Here is a 19121-nt window from a genome sequence, read left to right as displayed (position 1 = left end):
CGCCTAGCTCCCCTTTCCATTCGCGGCCTCGGCCATGACGCTGGCGAGGGTGCGTTCGACCAATGCGATCTTGAACGCATTGTCTTCGGTGGGTGTCGCGCCGTCGGTCAGCGCGCGTGCCGCCTTCGCGACGTCCGGCAGCGCCGCATCGGCCGCATCGGTCCGCCAGGGCCGCGGCCCGATCCCGCCGACCGCGACCCGGCCGCGCCCGTCTGGGCGGATGACGGCGGCGACGGACACCAAAGCGAAGGCATAAGAGCGGCGATCGCGCACCTTGCGGTAGATATGCTTGCCGGGCAGCGGCTTGGGCAGGACGACGGCCGTGATCAGCTCAGCGGGTTCCAGCACGGTTTCGACATGCGGCGTGTCGCCCCACAGACGGTGGAAGTGTGCGATCTCGATCGCGCGGGTGGAGCCGTCCGGCTTCACCGTTTCCACGACCGCGTCCAGCACGCGCAACGCCACCGCCATGTCGCCGGGATAAGTGGCGATGCACTTGTCGCTGACGCCGACGATGCCGAGCTGCCGGCTGAAACCGCCGATCGCCGCGCAGCCGCTGCCGGGCTTGCGCTTGTTGCAGCTCATGTTGGTGTCGTAGAAATAGGGACAGCGCGTCCGCTGGAGCAGGTTGCCGCCGGTCGTCGCCTTGTTGCGCAGCTGTCCCGACGCCCCCGAAACGATGGCCCTGGTCAGTACGCCATAATGGCTGCGGATGCGCTTGTGCGCGGCGCAGGCGGTATTGCTGACCAAGGCGCCGATCCGCAGCCCGCCGTCATCGGTTTCGGCTATCTTGTCGAGGCCGAGGCCGTTCACGTCGACGAGATGCGTCGGCGCTTCGATCTCCAATTTCATGAGATCGATCAGATTGGTGCCGCCGGCGATGAACTTGGCGCCCTGCATCCGGACGACTGCGGCCGCCGCTTCGGCGGGGGAGCCGGCACGTTCGTAGGTGAAGGCCTTCATCCTCTTGCTCCCGCGACTTCGGCCATGGCGTCGGCAATGTTGGAATAGGCGCCGCAGCGGCAGATGTTGCCGCTCATCCGTTCGCGCATCTCCATCCTGGTTGCACGCGGCTTGCCGGTAATATCCTCCTGGACATGGCTGGGGATGCCGCGCCTGATCTCGTCGAGGACGGCGACGGCGGAACAGACCTGCCCGGGCGTGCAATAGCCGCACTGATAGCCGTCATGCTTCACGAACGCCGCCTGCATCGGATGGAGATTGCCTGGCTTGCCGAGACCCTCGATCGTCGTGACTTCGTCCCCTTCGTGCATGACCGCGAAGGTCAGGCAGGAATTGATCCGTTCCCCGTTCACCATCACCGTGCAGGCCCCGCACTGGCCGTGATCGCAGCCCTTCTTGGTGCCGGTGAGCCTGAGATGCTCCCGCAAGGCATCGAGCAAGGTGGTGCGGGTGTCGAGGGTCAACTCCTGCCGCCCGCCGTTCACCCTGAACGCGACCTTGGCCGCGGGAGGAGATGGATGCGGCGCCGGTTGTGCTTCCAGGGGGGGCGCGACCGTCAGCGCGGCGGTTGCCGCTCCACCCATCAGAACGCCGCGGCGCGACACTGCTAATCCATCATCCATGGCCGGAGGCTCCTTCGCCAGATAGAGGTTGATGCGCCACCGGAAGGGTGAGGCGCGTCCTTGCAATCGTTTCTTGCCCTGTCATTTCGATGGGCCCCAAGATTGACCGTCCCGCACCGGCTCGCCCGCGACGACGAGGGGTCGTGGCATCCGCCGTCCAACCCTGTACCGCGTCCGGCCAGCATCTGTCACCATTGTCTTGGGTATGTTGTGTTACCTATGTGTCCAGGCTGGACACGTGGTTTCTGGAGCGGGCGAAGGGATTCGAACCCTCGACCCCAACCTTGGCAAGGTTGTGCTCTACCCCTGAGCTACGCCCGCTCGAAAAGCTGGGCCGGCATGCCGGCCCCCTCAGGTAAGGCGGCGGCTGCTAGCATGGGTCCAGGGGTCCGGCAAGACCCTGTTCCGCGGACGCCAATGCAAATAAAGCGGGCTTGGCAGAGCGGCTGCCGATCCCACATAGGGGGTCTTGAGCAACAAGCGGAGATCGATGTGGCGACCCTGGGAATGAGCGCGGCCGACAAAGAGGCTTTGGAAGGGTTCAAGCGCGACGTCATCGACCCTTCGATGAAAGCGCTCGTCATTGTCGATTTCTGGGCCGAATGGTGCGGTCCGTGCAAGCAATTGACCCCGATCCTGGAAAAGGTCGCGGCCGATTACGCCGCCAAGGGCGTCACGCTGGTCAAGATCAACGTCGACGAGAACAAGATGCTCGCGACGCAGTTCCGGATCCAGACCATCCCGACCGTCTATGCCATTTTCCAGGGACAGCCGGTGGCCGACCTCACCCCTGCGCGCACCGAATCTCAGCTGGTCCGGGCGCTCGATCAGCTTCTGGCGCAGCTTCCGGTCGAGGGGGAGGCGCAGCAGCTGGATGCCGAGGTCGAACCCCTGATCCAGATGGGGGAGGAAGTGCTGGCCGGTGGAGACGCCGAGCGGGCGCTTTCGATCTTTCAGCAGATTCACGACATGGCGCCCGACAATGACGAGGTGGTGTCCGGCCTGGCCCGCGCGATGATCGCGGCCGGCAGGGCCGACGATGCGCGCGCCCTGCTCGACCAGGTACCCGAAGCCATGACGTCAAGCGCCGCGATCGCGCGCGCCCGGTCGGCGCTCGCGCTGGCCCAGGCGGCCGAACCCGGCCAGGACACTGGCGATCTCGAACGGCGCATCGCCGGCAATCCCGAGGATCATGACGCGCGCTACGATCTCGCCGGCATCCTGATGGCCGCGGGCAAGCGCGACGCGGCGGCCGATCAATTGTTCGAGATCATAAGCCGTGAGCGCGACTGGAACGAGGGGGCCGCGCGCACGCGGCTGCTCCAGCTGCTGGAAGTGGTCGGCCTCGAAGATCCGTGGGTCTCCGCGCAGCGGCGCCGGCTCTCGGCGATCCTCTTCACCTGATGACCGCACAGCTCCTGCGCATTCCCGTCTTCCCGCTGGCGGGCGCACTCCTCTTTCCCCGTGCGCAGCTGCCGCTCCACATCTTCGAGCCCCGCTACCGCGCCATGGTCCAGGATGCGCTTGCGAAGGACCAACTGATCGGCATGGTTCAGCCCCGCGACCAGGCCGAGCCGCCCGCCCTGTTCGATATCGGCTGCCTTGGCCGCATCGTGGGATCGGAGGAATTGGAGGATGGTCGCTTCAACATCGTCCTCGAAGGACTGCGCCGCTTTCGAATCGCCGGCGAGGCCGCGGTCGCCACGCTGTATCGGCAGGTCGACGCAGATTGCGACGGATTCGAGGATGAAGGAGAGCCGGAGGCGCTCGCCAGCGTGCAGCGCGCCGAACTCGAGCGTGAAGCCAGAAGCTATGCCGACGCGCTCGGCTACAGCGTCGATTGGCAGGCGGTGACCCGCCTCGACGACGAGATGCTGGTGAACGGGATCGCCCAGATCGCGCCGATCGACATCGGCTCCAAACAAGCCTTGCTGGAGGCGGCCGACATTCCGGCGCGGGCGGATCTGCTCGTCCAGTTCATGCAATTCCAGCGCATGGTCCCCGGCGGCGCCGACGGGCCGGAGACCATGCAGTGACGGCGAAGTTCGACGAAGGGCTGCTCGCCTTTCTCGTCTGCCCGCTCACGCGAACGGCACTCCGCTACGATCGCGAGTCCGCGGAACTGGTTTCGGATGCCGCCGGGCTCGCTTATCCGATTCGCGAGGGCGTTGCGGTCATGCTGATCGAAGAAGCGCGGCCGACCGGGGCGTGAGCGACGACGGACACGATCTCAGCGGCGCATGGACGGGCCTGTTCAACTATCCCGCGCACCTGCCCCAGACGGAATTCCAGGCCAGGCTTCGCGACCTTGCGGGATCGGTCACAGGCGAAACGACAGAGACTGGCGGCCATCTTGGCCTGACGGGCACCGCGCACGGAATGATCGAGGGCCACCATGAAGGCGGTATCCTGCATTTCACGAAAATCTATGACGATCTCGACCATGCCGGCCATCCGATCCACTATCGGGGCACAATTGCCGCGGGCGGCGACGAGATCGAGGGGAGGTGGGACATTCCCGGCGCCTGGTCCGGCACATTCCTGATGATCCGCAATCCTGCCGCACGGCAATCGGCGACGCGCAAGGCGCGCCAGAGCGCCTGACTATCAGATGGCCAGGCCGCGAAGCAGCAGCGGAATATCGCCGGTTTCGCCGCGGGCCTCTGCCATGAAACGATCCTTGAGGGGTCCGATTCGCTGGACGGCACCCATGCCCAAGCGCCGGATCGCTGACGCGGTGCGGCCGGGTACGGCGTAGAGGCGGGTCAGGCCATCGGTCGCGGCGGCGACCATCAATGTGTCCAGGCTGCGCCAGCGCTCATAGCGTTTCAGCAGTTGCGCATCGCCGAGGTCGAGCCCGATCCGCGCACCTTCGACCAGGACCTGCGCCAGTGCCGCGGCATCGCGGAAACCGAGATTGAGGCCCTGTCCCGCGATCGGATGGATGCCATGGGCGGCATCGCCCGCCAGCGCCAATCGTTCGGCGGTGATCGTCGCGGCATGGTGAAAACCGAGCGGATAGGACCAGCGTGGCCCCGCCATCGCCACCGTTCCCAGGAAATTGCCCATCCTCTTGCCGATCTCGGCCGCAATCGCGCGTTCCGGCAGGTCCATCACCGCTGCAGCGTCCGCGCCTTTGACCGACCAGACGATGGCGGAGCGGTTGCCCGGCAGCATGGGCAGGATCGCGAACGGGCCCGAGGGGTAGAATATCTCGTAAGCGACATTTTCATGATGCCGCTCGTGCGTCACCGTCGCGACGATCGCGGCATGATCGTAGCGCCACCGCGCAACGGCGATCTGCGCCGCTTCGCGGGTCGGCGAGTTGCGGCCCTCCGCGCCGACCAGCAACGATGCCGTCACGACCCGTCCGTCGTCCAACGCCACTCGCACGCCGGCTGTGTCGCGGACGACCTCGGCCGGCCTGGCCGGCATCAGCAGATTGATGTTGGCGGCGGCCAGCGCGCAATCCCGCAAGGCCTGGCGCAGCCTGCGATTCTCGAACATCATGCCGAGGGGATCGTCGGCGGCCGGCGGATCGAAGACGATCCCCCCGGGCTCCAGCCCATCGCTGACCCGGATCGCCCGAATCGGACAGCCCTCGCCCTCCAGCCGTTCGCCGACGCCGATCGCCTGAAGCATGCGCCAGGACGCACTTGCGACAGCCGTGGCGCGGCCGTCATAGGCCGGGGCAAGCTGGGCGCTAGGGTCGGCCGTGTCGACGACGATGCTGGAGAGCCCGTGCCGGTCGAGCGCGATGGCGAGCGTGAGCCCGACCAGGCCACCGCCAAGGATGATGACGTCCGCGCGCTCCATGCCCGTCCCCTAGTCCTTCGCGCCGAAAGGGTCCAGTTGTACCGCGCCGCAGCCCGGCTCTATGGTCGCCGAAAAGCGGCGAGCCGATCCAACCCTGCAACGTCAAGCGCTTGACCTGCGAGTCCGGCTGGGAGCATGAAGATGGCGCGGAACATTTGGGGCACGTAAATGGCGGCATCAGCAGCGCGGACGAGCCGCCAGGAGCGGCTGACGCAGTGGCGGATTGCGTTCCGCAACGGCGCGCGCCGTGCCTTTGACCTGATCCTCGGCGCGTCGCTGGCGGCCGGCGCCCTGCTGCTGCTGGTCGCCCTGATCACCTATCATCCGAGCGATCCCGCTTTCAACACCAAGGCGGCCGGACCGGTCGAAAACCTGCTCGACGCGCCCGGCGCTTATTCCTCGGATCTGCTGTTGAGCCTGTTCGGACCGCCGGCCGGCCTGATTCTCCCGCTCATGCTCGTCATCGGTCTGCGCGTATTGCGCGGTGCCGGGGCCGGTCGCTGGGTCAAGGCGGTCCTGCTGACGATCCTCGGCACGATGCTGGTGGGTACGGCCGCCGCGCTTCTGGTGTGGGGCGCCGTCAACGGGCTGCCGGCTGGCTGGGGCGGCGCATTCGGCCTGTCCTGGGCGAAGCTGATCGAGGCCGGCCTCGCCTTCGTTCCGGACCATGCCTTCGTGCAGCCGCTGCGGCTGGCGGTGGTAGCGCTGGCGGCGCTGGCCGGCCTGGCCTGCTGCTATATCGGCCTGGGCCTCAAGCCCGAGGAACGCGACTGGATCAACCAGCGCCCGTGGCCCAAACGAAAGGCGCGGGAGACGGAAGAGGATCATGTCCTGCATGAGCCGGAAGAGCGTCCCGCCCGGGCCCCTGTGGTGGCGCCGGCCGCACCGCCCCGGACGGTCATCGCCGACCGCGTCAAGACACCCGACAAAGGCCGCCGCCCCCTGCGCGAACGCCAGCCGTCGCTCGCCCTCGGCGACGCTTATGCCCTGCCGACCCTGGATCTGCTCAATCCGCCGCCGCCGACGACAAACGTCGCGCTGGACAAAGCAAGCCTCGAGCGCAACGCCCGCCTGCTCGAATCGGTGCTGGAGGATTTCTCGGTCAAGGGGGAGATCGTCGAGGTCCGCCCCGGCCCCGTAGTCACCATGTACGAGCTGGAACCGGCGAGCGGAATCAAGGCGAGCCGCGTGATCCAGCTTGCCGACGACATTGCCCGCAACATGTCGGCCTTGTCGGCCCGGGTGGCGACCATTCCGGGCCGGAGCGTGATCGGCATCGAACTTCCCAACGCCAAGCGCGAATCGGTCACGCTGTCGGAGCTGATCGCCAGCCACGCCTTCGAGGACCAGGTCGCCTCCCTTCCGATCATCCTCGGCAAGAACATCGCCGGGGATCCCGTGATCGCCGATCTCGCGCCGATGCCCCATCTGCTCGTCGCGGGTACGACCGGATCGGGCAAATCGGTCGGTCTCAACTGCATGATCCTGTCGCTGCTCTACCGGCTGACGCCCGAGCAGTGCAAAATGATCATGATCGATCCCAAGATGCTGGAATTGTCCATCTATGACGGCATTCCGCACCTGCTGTCGCCGGTCGTTACCGAACCCTCCAAAGCCGTGCGCGCGCTCAAATGGACGGTCGAGCAGATGGAGGAACGTTATCGGATGATGGCGTCCGTCGGGGTGCGCCAGCTTTCCAGCTTCAACGCCAAGGTGCGCGAGGCCAAGGCCAAGGGCCAGTCGCTCGGCCGCCGCGTCCAGACCGGCTACGATCCCGAAACGGGCCAGCCGAAATATGAGAATGAGGAGCTGGATTACGACGTACTGCCGCAGATCGTCGTGATCGTCGACGAACTGGCCGATCTGATGATGACCGCCGGCAAGGAGGTCGAGTTCCTGATCCAGCGGCTTGCCCAGAAAGCGCGCGCCGCCGGTATCCACCTGATCATGGCAACGCAGCGCCCCTCGGTCGACGTCATCACCGGCGTCATCAAGGCCAATCTGCCGACGCGGATCAGCTTTTCGGTCACGTCCAAGATCGATTCGCGCACCATCCTCGGCGAACAGGGCGCCGAGCAGCTGCTGGGCAAAGGCGACATGCTCTATATGCCCGGCGGCAAGCAGATCGCGCGGGTCCACGGCCCGTTCGTGTCGGACGAGGAGGTTCGCGCGGTCGCCGATTTCTGGCGGGGCCAGGGCACGCCCGATTATATCATGGCCGTCACCGAGGAGCCCGAAGGCGGCGGCTATCTGTTCGAAGGCCAGCCGCAGGGCGACGACGATGCCGAAACCCAGCTTTACCGCAAGGCGGTACAGACCGTGGCGGAAGCGCAGAAGGCGTCCACCTCCTATCTCCAGCGCCAGCTCCGGGTCGGCTACAACAATGCCGCCCGCCTGATCGAGCGGATGGAGAAGGAAGGCGTCGTCAGTGCGCCAGACCATGTGGGCCGCCGCGAAGTGCTGGTCGATCCCGACGGCCATCCGCTCTGAATAGGCCTTCCTGTCGGCGCGACCGCCGGTCGGCACCACCTCGCGAAGCGATCAGATGAAGGCGCTGATTTCCTCGAGGGTCTTTTTGCGCAAGGCGTGAACCGGCACGGTTGCATCGGCGGCGGGATAGCCGACCACCAGCAGCAGATAGGGCTTTTCCGATACGGGCCGTCCGCAGAGTTGGTTCAGAAAATCCATCGGTTTCGGTGTATGGGTCAGCATCGCCAGCCCTGCCTGGTGGAGCGCTGCGATGAGGAACCCCATCGCGATCCCCACCGATTCCGGCATATAATAATTCTTGCGCTGCTCGCCGGAACTGACGCCGCCCCGGCGCTGTCCGAAGATCGCAATGATCCAGGGTGCCATCGTCAGATAGGGCTTGTCCGCGTCGGTGCCCAGCGGGGCGAGCGCATCGAGCCATTCCTCGCCCGCCTTGCCGCCATAGAATCGACCCTCCTCCGGTTCCGCCAGCGCCTTCAGCTTGGCCTTGGCCTCCGGGCTGCCGATCGCGACGAAATACCATGGCTGGTGGTTGGCGCCGCTCGGAGCACTGCCCGCCGCCCGGATGGCACTTTCGATGATCGATCGGGGCACGGGACGATCCGAAAAGCTTCGCACCGTATGGCGCCGCTGCAGATCGGCCTGAAAGGCATCGATTCGCCGCTGCATATCCGACAGCGGCAATTCTAGATAATCCGGCAGCGGCACCGCGTCATGAGGCTTCATCATCGTCCTTTCGCGCTCGACATATTAGTTGCAATTGCATCAATATTGGAAAGGGTCAAGCTTGACCTGAAGGCGCAGAAGAACCCATGATCGGCCATGACGAAGCCTAAGCAGCGCAGGGATTTGGCGAAACCGGAACCGCGCGCGGCGCAGACCCGCAGGAGGAAGCGGGATTACGAGGTCACGTCGTCCTTGCCGGATCCGCTGGACCTCGCCCGGCATCTTCCATTCAAGATAGCCGTTCTGTCGAATCTGCTTCGCATCGACCGAGATCCCTTCGTCCGGCGAATCACCGACCTGGCGGCGCGCGAGCTCCGCGTGCTGCTGAACATCGGCACCTATATGCCGGTGCGCGCTGCCGACATCGCCTATCAGTCACGGCTCGACACCCACATGGTGAGCCGGGCGGTCACGACCCTGGTCGAACGCGATTTGGTCGTGATCCGTCCGGACGACAAAGATCGGCGGCAGGCCCAGCTCGGCCTGACGGAATCGGGTGAAAGGCTTTACCGATCCGTCGCGGACATCATGGCCACGCGCGCTGCGAAGCTTTCGACCATACTCGATGCCGGCGAAGCCGACATGCTTGCCGACATGCTGGAACGGCTCGAGGATCGTGCCGAGGAATTGCTGGCGGAGGAAATCGACGCGTGCCTGCGCGATGGGGCAAAGGCTTCCGCCGACCAGCGCGAGCTCTTGCGATGGTACAGGAAGGGATCGAATCCTGCCGACCAGGCCGGTGCCATCGGCCGACGGGTCACGGGTCGGACGCCAAGAAAACCAGAGGTTAAGTAGCCATTCAAGCGGCGGTCCCTATATTTCCGCCAAAGCTTGAACATGGAGACAGTCGATGTTGCGTATGAAGATGCTCGCACTTGCCGCCTTGCCGGCGGCGCTGCTGACGGCGCCGGCGGTGATCGCCCAGGCCCCGTCAGCGCTCGACCAGGTAAGCCAGCATCTGAAGGCGGTGGACACGATGACCGCAAATTTCAGTCAGACCGACCGACGCGGCCAGGTGCTGGGCGGGAAGCTGACCCTGAAGCGGCCGGGCAAGGTCCGATTCCAGTATCAAAAGGGCGTGCCGATGCTGATCGTGGCGGACGGCAAGCGCCTCAACATGATCGATTATGAAGTGAAGCGGGTCGAAAGCTGGCCGGTAGGCAATTCGCCTCTGTCAGTGCTGCTGGATGCCGGCAAGGACTTGTCACGCTATGCCAAGATCGTCCCGAGCGACGATCCCCGTGTGGTGATGGTGGAGGCACGGGACGCCAAGAGGCCGGAATATGGCCGAATCACCCTCGTCTTCGCCAGGATCGACAGCGCACCCGCTGGTCTTTCGCTCCAGGGCTGGAGCGTTATCGACGCACAGAATAATCGCACGACGGTCAAGCTGGCCAATCAGCGATTCAATGTCGCGGTGGCCGATTCCGCTTTTCGGTGGACCGATCCGCGCCGTCGTGGACCGCGAGCCTGAACGATGCGATGAAATGAGTGTCTGGGGCTGCGAATTGGCTTCATTCATTCATCGAGCCGACAGGTAGATGCCATTAAACCAAAGCTTGCAATTGCGGGCCTTCGCTCTTCGGGTTTTCCCCCTGTTGCCCGGACGGGGGCTCGCAATTGACCTCGCGTAACCTACGCCAGGTTGGCCCTCGCTCCACGCCCCCGGAGCGGGGGCCTTTTCGTTCCGTCTGGTGACAGCGAAGAAGGCCCAAGCTACAGCCCCTGCCATGCCATCCCGTCTCAAGATCGCCTCATGGAACATCAATTCCGTCCGCGCCCGCGTGCCGATCGTGGAACGATTCCTGAAAGAAGAATCCCCCGACATTTTGTGCCTGCAGGAAACCAAGGTGCGGGACTCCGATTTCCCCACGGGGATCTTTCGGCAGCTTGGCTTCAACCACCAGATCTTCTGCGGCCAGATGATGCATCACGGGGTCGCGATCCTGAGCAGGATTCCGATTCACGAGGATGAGCGGTTCGACTGGCAGGCCAATGGCGAGGCCCGCCACGTCGGCGTGCGACTGGAATGCGGTATCAGGCTGGAAAATGTCTATGTACCCGCCGGCGGCGACATTCCCGATCGGACGCAGAATCCGAAATTCGGCCAAAAGCTCGATTTCATCGAACGGATGACGCGCTGGTCCGAAACCTGCGGGGCGCCGACCATCATGGTTGGCGACTTCAACATCGCCCCGCTGGAATGCGACGTTTGGAGCCACAAGCAATTGCTGACCGTGGTCAGCCATACGCCGATCGAGGTCGAAGCGCTCACCCGCCTGCGGGAAAGCAATGACTGGATCGATCTCGGCCGCCATTTCCACCCGCCGCCCAAGCGGCTCCATACCTGGTGGAGTTATCGCTCCCCGGACTGGACCAAGAACGACCGGGGCCGCCGGCTGGATCATATGTGGGCAACGCCGGATGTCGCCGCGCTCGCGGTCGATCATCACGTCCACGAGCCCTGCCGCAATTGGACACGGCCTTCGGATCATGTTCCGCTGGTCACCGAGTTCGTCATTTGACGGTGGGGCGCAACGTCGCCCGCGCCATCGATGCGCTGAGGCGCGGCTGGCCCGTCATCATCGACGAACTGGCCGTGCTCGCCGTGGAAACGGCTGATGAGGCAGGTCTTGCCGCGTTCGACACACCGGCCGCTGCCGACATCCTGATCGCGGGCAATCGGGCTGTGACACTCAAGCTCGCCAACCAGCGAGACGCCGTTCCGACGGGACCGGTGAGAATTGCGCGCATGCCCTGGATCGATCTCGCCGGCGCCACCGCGATCGCGGACCCTGCGCGGGACCTTTCCACCCCGCTCAAGGGACCATTCCAAACGCTCCCGGTACCGGCGCCGGCCACGGCCGCACTTCGTCTGGCGAAGATGGCCGGCCTGCTCCCGGCGCTGTTCGCGGGGGGCACCCCTGGCGACGATGCTATCAGCGTCGGTGCCGATGCGATCGGCGTCGTCCACGACAGACCCGCATTGACCATCGCGTCCCGCGCAAGGCTGCCGATCGCCGAGGCAGAAAAGGCGGAGATCATCGCCTTCCGTGCCGAAGGCGATGCTTCCGAACATGTCGCCTTGATGATTGGCGAGCCGACCGGACAGCCGCCGCTTGTGCGGATCCACTCCGAATGCCTGACTGGCGACGTGCTCGGATCGCTCAAATGCGATTGCGGTCTGCAGCTGGCCGACGCGATCGCTGCCATTGCCGCTTCGGGCTGGGGGATTCTTCTTTATCTGCGCCAGGAAGGGCGCGGCATCGGCCTCGTCAACAAGCTCAGAGCCTATGCGCTGCAGGACCAGGGCTTCGATACGGTTGACGCCAATCTCCGCCTGGGCTTCAGCGACGACGAGCGCGACTTCGGCGTTGCCGCGTTCATGCTAGGGCTCCTTGCCCAGCCGGAGGTACGTCTGCTGACCAACAACCCCCGCAAGGTCGCCGCCTTGGAAGCGGCGGGGGTCAGGGTAAGGGAGCGGGTTCCACTCCAGGCGGGCGCCAACCCGCACAACCGGGCCTATCTGGATACCAAGCGGGATCGAAGCGGCCACAGCCTATAGAATTGTTTAGGGGAGTGCCGGGCAGCGGAAGCCACGCAAGAGACATTTCTGATGCCATGGCGTCAGTCGCGTTCGCCGAACAATGCGGTCCCGATCCTGACATGGGTAGCACCAAGTGTCACTGCCGTCTCGAAATCGGCGGACATGCCCATGCTGAGGCCGGCGAGCCCATGCCGGCGGGCCAGCTTGGCGAGCAAGGCAAAATAAGGCGCTGCCTCCACTCCGGCAGGGGGAATCGCCATCAAACCCTCGATGGTTAAACCTGCGCCTTCCGCTTGCATGAGCAAGGCGGGCAGCTCGCCGGCTGAGCACCCCCCCTTTTGCGGCTCGTCGCCGATATTGACCTGGACGAAAAGGCGCGGCCGGCGACCGAGCTTCGCCGCCGCCGCAGCCAGCGCGTCCATCAGCGAGGCCCGATCGACGGAATGGATCGCGTCGAACAATGCCACCGCGTCCTCCGCCTTGTTGGATTGCAGCCGGCCAACCAGGTGAAGTTCGAGTTCCGAATGATCACCGAGCAAGGGCGGCCATTTCGCCTGGGCTTCCTGGACGCGGTTTTCGGCGAAGATGCGCTGACCAGCCAGGATCAGCGGAGCGATCTCTTCCGCGGTGCGGGTCTTGGATACCGCCAGCAGGGTGACGTCATTTGGTTCGCGCCCAGCCAGGGCTGCCGCCTTGGCGATGGCGGCCTGCACGTCGTGGAGGCGCTCGGCGGGTGATGGACCGGTCATGGCCCTCGCTATAGGAAGGCCCATGCCTCGCCGCCAGCCTCTGCCGCGCCTCTGGATGTTCACCGATGAACGGCAGTCGCAAATGCTGTGGAGCGCGCTGGAGCGGCTTCCGAGGGGATCCGGCGTCGTGTTCCGCCACTACAGCCTGGGCCAGCAGGAACGGCGCCTCTTGTTTCGGAAGGTGAAGCGATTGTGTCGGCGGCGCGGATTGCTGCTGTTGCTGGCAGGCGATATCGGCCTCGGCCGCGCCTGGCGTGCCGACGGCGTCTACGGTCGCGGTGCGGATCGGCATCCGACACCGCTGTTGCGCGGCAAATCCGTCCATGACCTCGCCGAGCTGAAGACGGCCGAGCGGGCGCGTGCGGACGTCCTCTTCATCTCGCCGGTCTTTCCAACCCGTTCCCACCCGGGCCGTCCGACCTTGGGAAGAAGAGGCTTCGCAGCCCTGGCGCGACGGACGCGGCTCCCCGCCATCGCGCTTGGCGGCATGGACGGCAAACGGGGCCGGGCGATGGCGGCTTACGCTTATGGCTGGGCGGCAATCGACGCTTGGACCTAAACGTTCGACCAGAGTCCGATGCGTCAGACCGAACCCGCTCTGGAATCGTTTCTGCGCGCATACGGGGCATCGCAAAGCTGATACCGATACGAGGAACGAGAGAGCCGAAGGCCTCAGAAGCGGAAGGCGGTTCCGATATAGACGGCCTGGCTGTCCCGGCGCTCGTCGACGAGCGGCTCGAGGCGGTCGTTCTGGATGCGGTACCGGACGCCGCCGGTCAGGTCGATGTTGCGCGCGATACGATATGAACCGCCCACGCCGACAGAATAACCACTTTCTTCCGCCAGCGCCTTCGGCCGGGTGCCGTCGGTGCGATCGGCGGCGATATCGAGGCGTCCGGTAAACTTCCTGCCGGCATAGCTCACGCCGATTTCCGCGGCTTCACGGCCGCCTGGAATCGCGCCGCCCTGGATTCGGGCGACATCGCCGGAAATGGCGAAACGCTTCCAACCGATGGCGACGCCAAGATTATAGGCGCTCGGCGTGATCGCAGTGACGGTCGAGGCCGAGGTCTCGCCGGCGCGGCGGATCGCCTCTTCCGGAGTGGTCGCACGGGCGCGGACGGCAACCCGCACGGCCTTGCTATTGTTGGGCGAAGCCGCCGCCGGCGTGAAACGGAAGCTGCCGGTCGGCAATCCCCGCTTGGCCAGCTCGGCGGCCAGCCTGGGATCGGCGACGGCGGGCGTGAAATTGCCCGCCCGAATCGATGCCGAGGGACGAAGAGTCTTGAGTTTTTTCGGTTGCGATTCGGCAAGCGCCGGAGACAGCAGCAAGGAGAGCGCGGCGAACGCCGCACCCCCGATGGCCCCTATCTCTTTACGACTCTTCACCCCATTCGACTCCGTAACGACGACCGATGTAATATGAGTCTGCGCGATGGACCAGCCGAACCGGAAAAAAACCTACGAATTATGAGAGGTTGTTGCATCTTTTCCACAACCCCTGGTCCGAAAGGAGCCCGCGAGGCAAGAGCGTGCGAGCCCCATTCGCCAGAGACGGCTTGCCGCCTGCGCATCCATATCTATAACGGCGGATGAGCCCTGTAGTTTCAAGGATTACCCATATGGTCCGCGCTGCCTCTCTTGGCCTGTCAATCGCCCTCGCTCTCACCCTTCCCGGTTGCGCGTGGGTGAAGCAGGACCTTGCCAAAACCTTCGGCGACGGATCGAACAAGCGTGTGAGGCAGGCCGATATCGCCGCCTCGCAAGTGACCTCGATCGGCGTCAACGCCTATCTGTGGCGCGCCGCTTTGGACACCTTGTCCTTCGCGCCCTTGGTGCAGGCGGATTCGAATGGCGGCGTCATCATCACCGACTGGTACGCCAACCCCAATTCGCCGAACGACCGCGTCAAGGTGACCGTTTCGATCCTCGACCGCGATCTTCGTGCGGACGCGCTTCGGATCACCGCATCGCGACAGGTCATGCAGAATGGCCAATGGCTGGAAGCCCCGGTGACCGCAGCCACCGTGCAGAAGCTGGAGGAAATCATCCTCACCCGGGCACGGGACCTTCGCCGAAACGCCATTTCCGGCTAGGGGCGCCTCATGACAGCGCGCTTCAACCCGCTGGAGGCCGACGCGCACTGGCAGAAAGTCTGGGAGGAACGAGGGACCTTCCATACATCCGACAGCAGCGGCCGCCCGAAAACCTATGTGCTCGAGATGTTCCCCTATCCGTCAGGGCGCATCCACATGGGCCATGTCCGCAATTATACGATGGGGGACGTGCTCGCCCGCTACCGCCGCATGAACGGGTTCGAAGTGCTGCATCCGATGGGCTGGGACGCCTTCGGCATGCCGGCGGAGAATGCCGCCATGGAAAAGAAGGTCCATCCGGGCGCCTGGACCCGATCCAATATCGCGACCATGCGTGGGCAGTTGAAGCGGCTGGGCTTCGCGCTCGACTGGAGCCGCGAATTCGCCACCTGCGATCCTGAATATTATGGCCACGAACAGGCCCTGTTCCTCGATCTGCTCGAAGCCGGCCTCGTCTATCGCAAGCAAAGCGAGGTCAATTGGGACCCGGTCGACATGACCGTGCTCGCCAACGAGCAGGTGATCGACGGCAAGGGCTGGCGGTCCGGTGCGGCGGTGGAGCGGCGCAAACTGAGCCAATGGTTCCTGAAGATCACGGATTTCGCCGAGGAGCTTCTCGAAGGCCTGGGCGAACTGGATCAATGGCCGGACAAGGTCCGGCTGATGCAGGAAAACTGGATCGGCAAGAGCCAGGGGATGCGTTTCCGCTTCGCGCTCGAGCAGCCGATCGGCGGACATCGCGACCTGGAGGTCTTCACCACCCGGCCCGACACGATCTTCGGCGCGAGCTTCGCGGCCGTTGCCGCCGATCATCCCATCGCCCTGACGCTGGCCGAGGGCAATGAAGCGCTTGTCGCCTTCATCGCCGAATGCAAAGCGGGCGGCACCACGGCCGCAGAGCTGGAGACGGCCGAAAAGAAGGGCTTCGAAACCGGACTGCGTGTGGTTCATCCGCTCGATCCGAACTGGACGCTGCCGCTCTACGTCGCCAATTTCGTGCTGATGGATTATGGCACGGGCGCCGTCTTCGGCGTGCCCGCCCACGACCAGCGCGATTTCGAGTTCGCGACGAAATATCGCCTTCCCATCCGGCGGGTCGTCGCGCCGGCGATCGAAGACGCGGATCTGCCGATCGGCGGCGAGGCCGAAACCGGCCCCGGCGTGATCGTCAATTCGCGATTCCTGGACGGATTGGACGTCGAAGCCGCCAAGGCTGCAGTGATCGCGCGGGCCGAAGCCGAATCCTGGGGCGAAGGCACGATCGTCTGGCGGCTTCGCGACTGGGGCGTGTCGCGCCAGCGTTATTGGGGCACGCCGATCCCCGTCATCCATTGCGAAAGCTGCGGTCCGGTGGGCGTTCCGAAGGATCAGCTGCCCGTGCTGCTGCCGGAGGATGTCAGCTTCGACATCCCCGGCAATCCGCTGGACCGCCACCCAAGCTGGAACTCCGCCATTTGTCCCCGCTGCGGCGCGCCGGGCCGACGCGAGACGGACACGCTCGACACCTTCGTCGATTCGAGCTGGTATTTCATCCGTTTCGCGAGCCAGCCCACCGACAAGCCGTTCGACCGCGCGATCGCCGAAAGCTGGCTGCCGGTGAACCAATATATCGGCGGCGTGGAGCATGCCATCCTCCACCTCCTTTATGCGCGCTTCTGGACGCGGGCGCTGAAGCGGATCGGGCTGCTCGACATCGAAGAGCCGTTCAGGGGGTTGTTCACCCAGGGAATGGTGACCCATGAGACCTTCCGGGCGCCGGACGGGCGCTGGCTCAGCCCCGACGAGGTCGAGCAGAAGGGCGGGACCTGGATCGAATCCGCGACCGGGCAGCCCGCCCAGCCTGGCCGCGTCGAGAAGATGTCGAAATCGAAGCGGAACACGGTCGATCCGGAACCGATCGTCAACCAATATGGCGCCGATGCGGTTCGCTGGTTCATGCTCTCCGACAGCCCGCCCGAGCGCGACCTGCCCTGGAGCGAGGCCGGGATCGAAGGTGCATGGCGATTCGTGCAGCGGCTTTGGCGGATGAGCATGCAGCGCGCGGAAGACGGGGACGAAGCTGAAGGCGAGGATAAAGCCCTCGACCGCAAGCTTCATCAGACCATCGCCTCGGTGGGCGCGAACATCGAATCGCTCGCCTTCAACAAGGCGGTGGCCAATATATACGAGCTCGCCAACGCGATCGAAAAGGCGCCCGTCTCTCGCTCCCGCGCCAAGGCCATCGAAACCCTGGTCCTTCTGATCGCACCGATGGTCCCGCATCTTGCCGAGCAGGCCTGGGCTACGCTGGGTGGAAAAGGGCTCATTGCCGACGCCCGCTGGCCCGAAGCCGATCCGGCCCTGCTGGTGGAAGACGAAGTCACGATCGCCATCCAGGTCAACGGCAAACTGCGCGATACGCTCACCGTACCCAAAGGGTCGGCACGCGAGACGCTCCAGGAAATGGCGCTGGCCTCGGAAAGGGTCGTGCGTATTCTGGAAGGCAAGCCGCCGCGCAAGGTGATCGTCGTGCCCGACCGCCTTGTGAACCTGGTCGCATGACCAGGGCGGCGATCCTCGCTTTGTCCTTGCTACTGGCCGGCTGCGGCCTGCGCCCGCTCTATGGCGGCGGAGAATCGGGCGTGGTGGCGCAGGCGCTGCAATCGGTAGATGTCGCGCCGATCGACGGGCGCGCCGGTTGGCTCGTGCGGACCGCGCTGGAGGATCGGCTCGGCCGGCGTTCCGGCGGTACGCCTGCCTATCGCCTGGAAGTCGAGCTGGATGACGACATTACCGGTTTCGGTATTCGTCGCGACAGCGCCGTCACGCTGGAGCGGCGCAGCCTGCGGGCGCGCTTCAGACTGGTGGAGGCTTCGAAGGGCACCGTGCTCCTCGATGCCACCGCCGGTTCCGATGCCGGCATCGACGTGGTCAGCTCGGAATATGCGACGGTGGCTGCGGAGCAGACGGCGCTGGAGCATCTGTCCAAGGAAGTCGCCGACCAGATCGTTGCCCGCATCGCCCTTTATGCGTCGCGCAGCGACAGCAATCGGTGAAGGCGAATAAGGGGCAGATCGAACGCGCGCTGAAAGCGCCAGCGGAGACGCGCTTCTTCCTGTTCCACGGACCGGACGAAGCCGGGTCGCGCGCACTGATGGCGGCGATGGCAAATGCCGTCGGAACCGGGGCCGAGCGGGTCGACCTGAGCGGCGCCCTGCTCAAGGGCGATCCGGCCCGGCTGGCCGACGAAGCTGCGTCCATATCGCTGTTCGGAGGGACCCGCTACATCGTCGTCGAGCCCGCGGGCGAGGAAGTCGTACCGGCAGTCGAGGCGCTGCTCGAGAGCGAAAGGGCCGGCAATCCGGTGGCGATCGTGGCCGGCGCGCTAAAGCCTAGCTCACGTCTTCTCAAAATTGCCTTGGGCCACGCCTCGGCGCTGAGTTTCGCCAGTTATGCTCCAGAGGGGCGGGAGGCCGACAGGCTCGTCATCGACTTGGGACGGGAACTGGGCCTGACGATTCGCCCCGACGTCGCCCGCCGTATCGCCGATGCGAGCGGCGGCAACCGTGCGATCATCGGCCAGGAGTTGGAGAAGTTCGCCTTATATGCGGATGCCGCCCCCGGCCACCCGCAGGAGATCAGCCACGATATGGTCCAAGCCGTCGGTGCGGCAAGCGAGGAAGGCGACCTGAGCCGGCTGGTGGAAAGCGTCGGGGGGGGCGACGCCGTCACACTTCATGCCGAACTGCTGCGCCTGTCCAGCGAGGGAATGACCGGCGTGCCGCTGATCCGCGCGGTCCTGCGGCGGATGATGCTGCTGGCCCGGCTGCGCGGAGAGGTCGAGCGCGGCAACAGTGTCGACGCCGTCATGGCGTCACAGGGCAAAGCGATCTTCTGGAAGGAAAAGGACGCCGTCACGCGCCAACTCTCCCGCTGGCGTGCCGATCTGCTCGCCAGAAGCATCGGCCGGCTGATGGAGGCGGAGCAGAACGTCAAGGCGCCGGGGACGATCGGAACGGCGGCGGTCGATGAAACCTTGTTTGCGATCTGCCGCCAGGCGGCCCGGCTGAGGTAACGAAACCGTCCGCATCCGACGGACGATCCCGGATTCGGAGGATGAAACAGCGCTGTA

At 65.1% G+C, this 19121-nt stretch carries 20 protein-coding genes and 1 tRNA gene; 14 read left to right on the top strand and 7 right to left on the bottom strand.

Annotation, left to right across the window (positions count from 1 at the left end; genetic code table 11):
* Window positions 1–3: 3 nt before the first annotated feature.
* From RQX22_RS11545 to RQX22_RS11535, 3 genes are all read right to left on the bottom strand, one after another.
* On the bottom strand, window positions 4–963 hold the full coding sequence (locus tag RQX22_RS11545; RefSeq protein ID WP_315726639.1) for an FAD binding domain-containing protein: 960 nt from the start codon (window positions 961–963) through the stop codon (window positions 4–6).
* Window positions 960–1586 carry an aldehyde dehydrogenase iron-sulfur subunit PaoA gene (gene paoA, locus RQX22_RS11540; RefSeq protein ID WP_315726637.1) on the bottom strand — a complete coding sequence of 209 codons (627 nt, stop codon included), beginning with the start codon at window positions 1584–1586 and terminating at the stop codon, window positions 960–962. Before paoA ends, RQX22_RS11545 begins: the two co-directional genes overlap by 4 nt.
* 246 nt (window positions 1587–1832) lie before the next feature.
* A tRNA-Gly gene (locus RQX22_RS11535) sits at window positions 1833–1907 on the bottom strand.
* 171 nt (window positions 1908–2078) lie between these two features.
* On the opposite strand from RQX22_RS11535, the gene RQX22_RS11530 reads away from it, so the two are divergent.
* Genes RQX22_RS11530 through RQX22_RS11515 form a run of 4 tightly spaced genes read left to right on the top strand, consistent with a single transcriptional unit; the run spans window position 2079 to window position 4190 of the window.
* Window positions 2079–2990 (top strand): tetratricopeptide repeat protein, encoded by a 912-nt coding sequence (locus tag RQX22_RS11530; RefSeq protein ID WP_315726635.1) that lies wholly within the window; start codon window positions 2079–2081, stop codon window positions 2988–2990.
* The gene (locus RQX22_RS11525; protein WP_315726632.1) at window positions 2990–3622 is read left to right on the top strand and encodes an LON peptidase substrate-binding domain-containing protein; all 633 of its coding nucleotides are present in this window, start codon (window positions 2990–2992) and stop codon (window positions 3620–3622) included. The genes RQX22_RS11530 and RQX22_RS11525 overlap by 1 nt, the downstream gene beginning before the upstream one ends.
* The gene (locus tag RQX22_RS11520; RefSeq protein WP_315726630.1) at window positions 3619–3798 is read left to right on the top strand and encodes a Trm112 family protein; all 180 of its coding nucleotides are present in this window, start codon (window positions 3619–3621) and stop codon (window positions 3796–3798) included. Before RQX22_RS11525 ends, RQX22_RS11520 begins: the two co-directional genes overlap by 4 nt.
* Window positions 3795–4190 carry a hypothetical protein gene (locus tag RQX22_RS11515; RefSeq protein WP_315726628.1) on the top strand — a complete coding sequence of 132 codons (396 nt, stop codon included), beginning with the start codon at window positions 3795–3797 and terminating at the stop codon, window positions 4188–4190. Before RQX22_RS11520 ends, RQX22_RS11515 begins: the two co-directional genes overlap by 4 nt.
* 3 nt (window positions 4191–4193) lie before the next feature.
* Here RQX22_RS11515 and RQX22_RS11510 read toward each other — a convergent pair whose 3' ends face one another.
* Window positions 4194–5402 (bottom strand): UbiH/UbiF/VisC/COQ6 family ubiquinone biosynthesis hydroxylase, encoded by a 1209-nt coding sequence (locus tag RQX22_RS11510; protein WP_315726627.1) that lies wholly within the window; start codon window positions 5400–5402, stop codon window positions 4194–4196.
* Window positions 5403–5570: 168 nt separating this feature from the next.
* Between RQX22_RS11510 and RQX22_RS11505 the strand changes: the two genes are divergently transcribed.
* Window positions 5571–7892 (top strand): FtsK/SpoIIIE family DNA translocase, encoded by a 2322-nt coding sequence (locus RQX22_RS11505; protein ID WP_315726625.1) that lies wholly within the window; start codon window positions 5571–5573, stop codon window positions 7890–7892.
* A 51-nt stretch (window positions 7893–7943) separates the two neighbouring features.
* Here the strand turns inward: RQX22_RS11505 and RQX22_RS11500 are convergent, their stop codons facing one another.
* Complete coding sequence (locus tag RQX22_RS11500; protein WP_315726623.1) at window positions 7944–8621, bottom strand: nitroreductase family protein; 678 nt, start codon at window positions 8619–8621, stop codon at window positions 7944–7946.
* Between the two features lie 93 nt (window positions 8622–8714).
* Between RQX22_RS11500 and RQX22_RS11495 the strand changes: the two genes are divergently transcribed.
* The 4 genes from RQX22_RS11495 (at window position 8715) to ribA (ending at window position 12183) form a co-directional block, all read left to right on the top strand.
* Window positions 8715–9413 carry a MarR family winged helix-turn-helix transcriptional regulator gene (locus RQX22_RS11495; RefSeq protein WP_315726620.1) on the top strand — a complete coding sequence of 233 codons (699 nt, stop codon included), beginning with the start codon at window positions 8715–8717 and terminating at the stop codon, window positions 9411–9413.
* A gap of 55 nt (window positions 9414–9468) precedes the next feature.
* The gene (locus RQX22_RS11490; protein WP_315726618.1) at window positions 9469–10092 is read left to right on the top strand and encodes a LolA family protein; all 624 of its coding nucleotides are present in this window, start codon (window positions 9469–9471) and stop codon (window positions 10090–10092) included.
* 256 nt (window positions 10093–10348) lie between these two features.
* On the top strand, window positions 10349–11143 hold the full coding sequence (locus RQX22_RS11485) for an exodeoxyribonuclease III (protein WP_315726842.1): 795 nt from the start codon (window positions 10349–10351) through the stop codon (window positions 11141–11143).
* Complete coding sequence (ribA, locus tag RQX22_RS11480; protein WP_315726616.1) at window positions 11140–12183, top strand: GTP cyclohydrolase II; 1044 nt, start codon at window positions 11140–11142, stop codon at window positions 12181–12183. Before RQX22_RS11485 ends, ribA begins: the two co-directional genes overlap by 4 nt.
* Before the next feature lie 62 nt (window positions 12184–12245).
* Here ribA and RQX22_RS11475 read toward each other — a convergent pair whose 3' ends face one another.
* On the bottom strand, window positions 12246–12914 hold the full coding sequence (locus RQX22_RS11475; protein WP_315726614.1) for a YggS family pyridoxal phosphate-dependent enzyme: 669 nt from the start codon (window positions 12912–12914) through the stop codon (window positions 12246–12248).
* 22 nt (window positions 12915–12936) lie between these two features.
* On the opposite strand from RQX22_RS11475, the gene RQX22_RS11470 reads away from it, so the two are divergent.
* Window positions 12937–13473 carry a thiamine phosphate synthase gene (locus RQX22_RS11470; protein ID WP_315726612.1) on the top strand — a complete coding sequence of 179 codons (537 nt, stop codon included), beginning with the start codon at window positions 12937–12939 and terminating at the stop codon, window positions 13471–13473.
* A 113-nt stretch (window positions 13474–13586) separates the two neighbouring features.
* Here the strand turns inward: RQX22_RS11470 and RQX22_RS11465 are convergent, their stop codons facing one another.
* Window positions 13587–14303: a hypothetical protein gene (locus RQX22_RS11465; RefSeq protein WP_315726610.1), complete on the bottom strand. Its 717-nt coding sequence runs from the start codon at window positions 14301–14303 to the stop codon at window positions 13587–13589.
* A 233-nt stretch (window positions 14304–14536) separates the two neighbouring features.
* Between RQX22_RS11465 and RQX22_RS11460 the strand changes: the two genes are divergently transcribed.
* From RQX22_RS11460 to holA, 4 genes are read left to right on the top strand one after another with little or no spacing between them, the layout of a single operon-like run.
* Window positions 14537–15010, top strand: coding sequence for a DUF3576 domain-containing protein (locus RQX22_RS11460; RefSeq protein ID WP_315726609.1), 474 nt, complete (start codon window positions 14537–14539; stop codon window positions 15008–15010).
* A gap of 9 nt (window positions 15011–15019) precedes the next feature.
* Window positions 15020–17551, top strand: coding sequence for a leucine--tRNA ligase (gene leuS, locus RQX22_RS11455; protein ID WP_315726607.1), 2532 nt, complete (start codon window positions 15020–15022; stop codon window positions 17549–17551).
* Window positions 17548–18045 carry an LPS assembly lipoprotein LptE gene (gene lptE, locus RQX22_RS11450; RefSeq protein WP_315726606.1) on the top strand — a complete coding sequence of 166 codons (498 nt, stop codon included), beginning with the start codon at window positions 17548–17550 and terminating at the stop codon, window positions 18043–18045. Before leuS ends, lptE begins: the two co-directional genes overlap by 4 nt.
* Window positions 18042–19064 carry a DNA polymerase III subunit delta gene (gene holA / locus RQX22_RS11445; protein WP_315726604.1) on the top strand — a complete coding sequence of 341 codons (1023 nt, stop codon included), beginning with the start codon at window positions 18042–18044 and terminating at the stop codon, window positions 19062–19064. The genes lptE and holA overlap by 4 nt, the downstream gene beginning before the upstream one ends.
* Window positions 19065–19121 lie beyond the last annotated feature (57 nt).

Origin of the sequence: Sphingosinicella rhizophila (assembly GCF_032378825.1) — a bacterium.
In the GTDB taxonomy this organism is placed as follows: Bacteria; Pseudomonadota; Alphaproteobacteria; order Sphingomonadales; family Sphingomonadaceae; genus Allosphingosinicella; species Allosphingosinicella rhizophila.
This window is presented reverse-complemented; position numbering and strand designations above follow the sequence as displayed.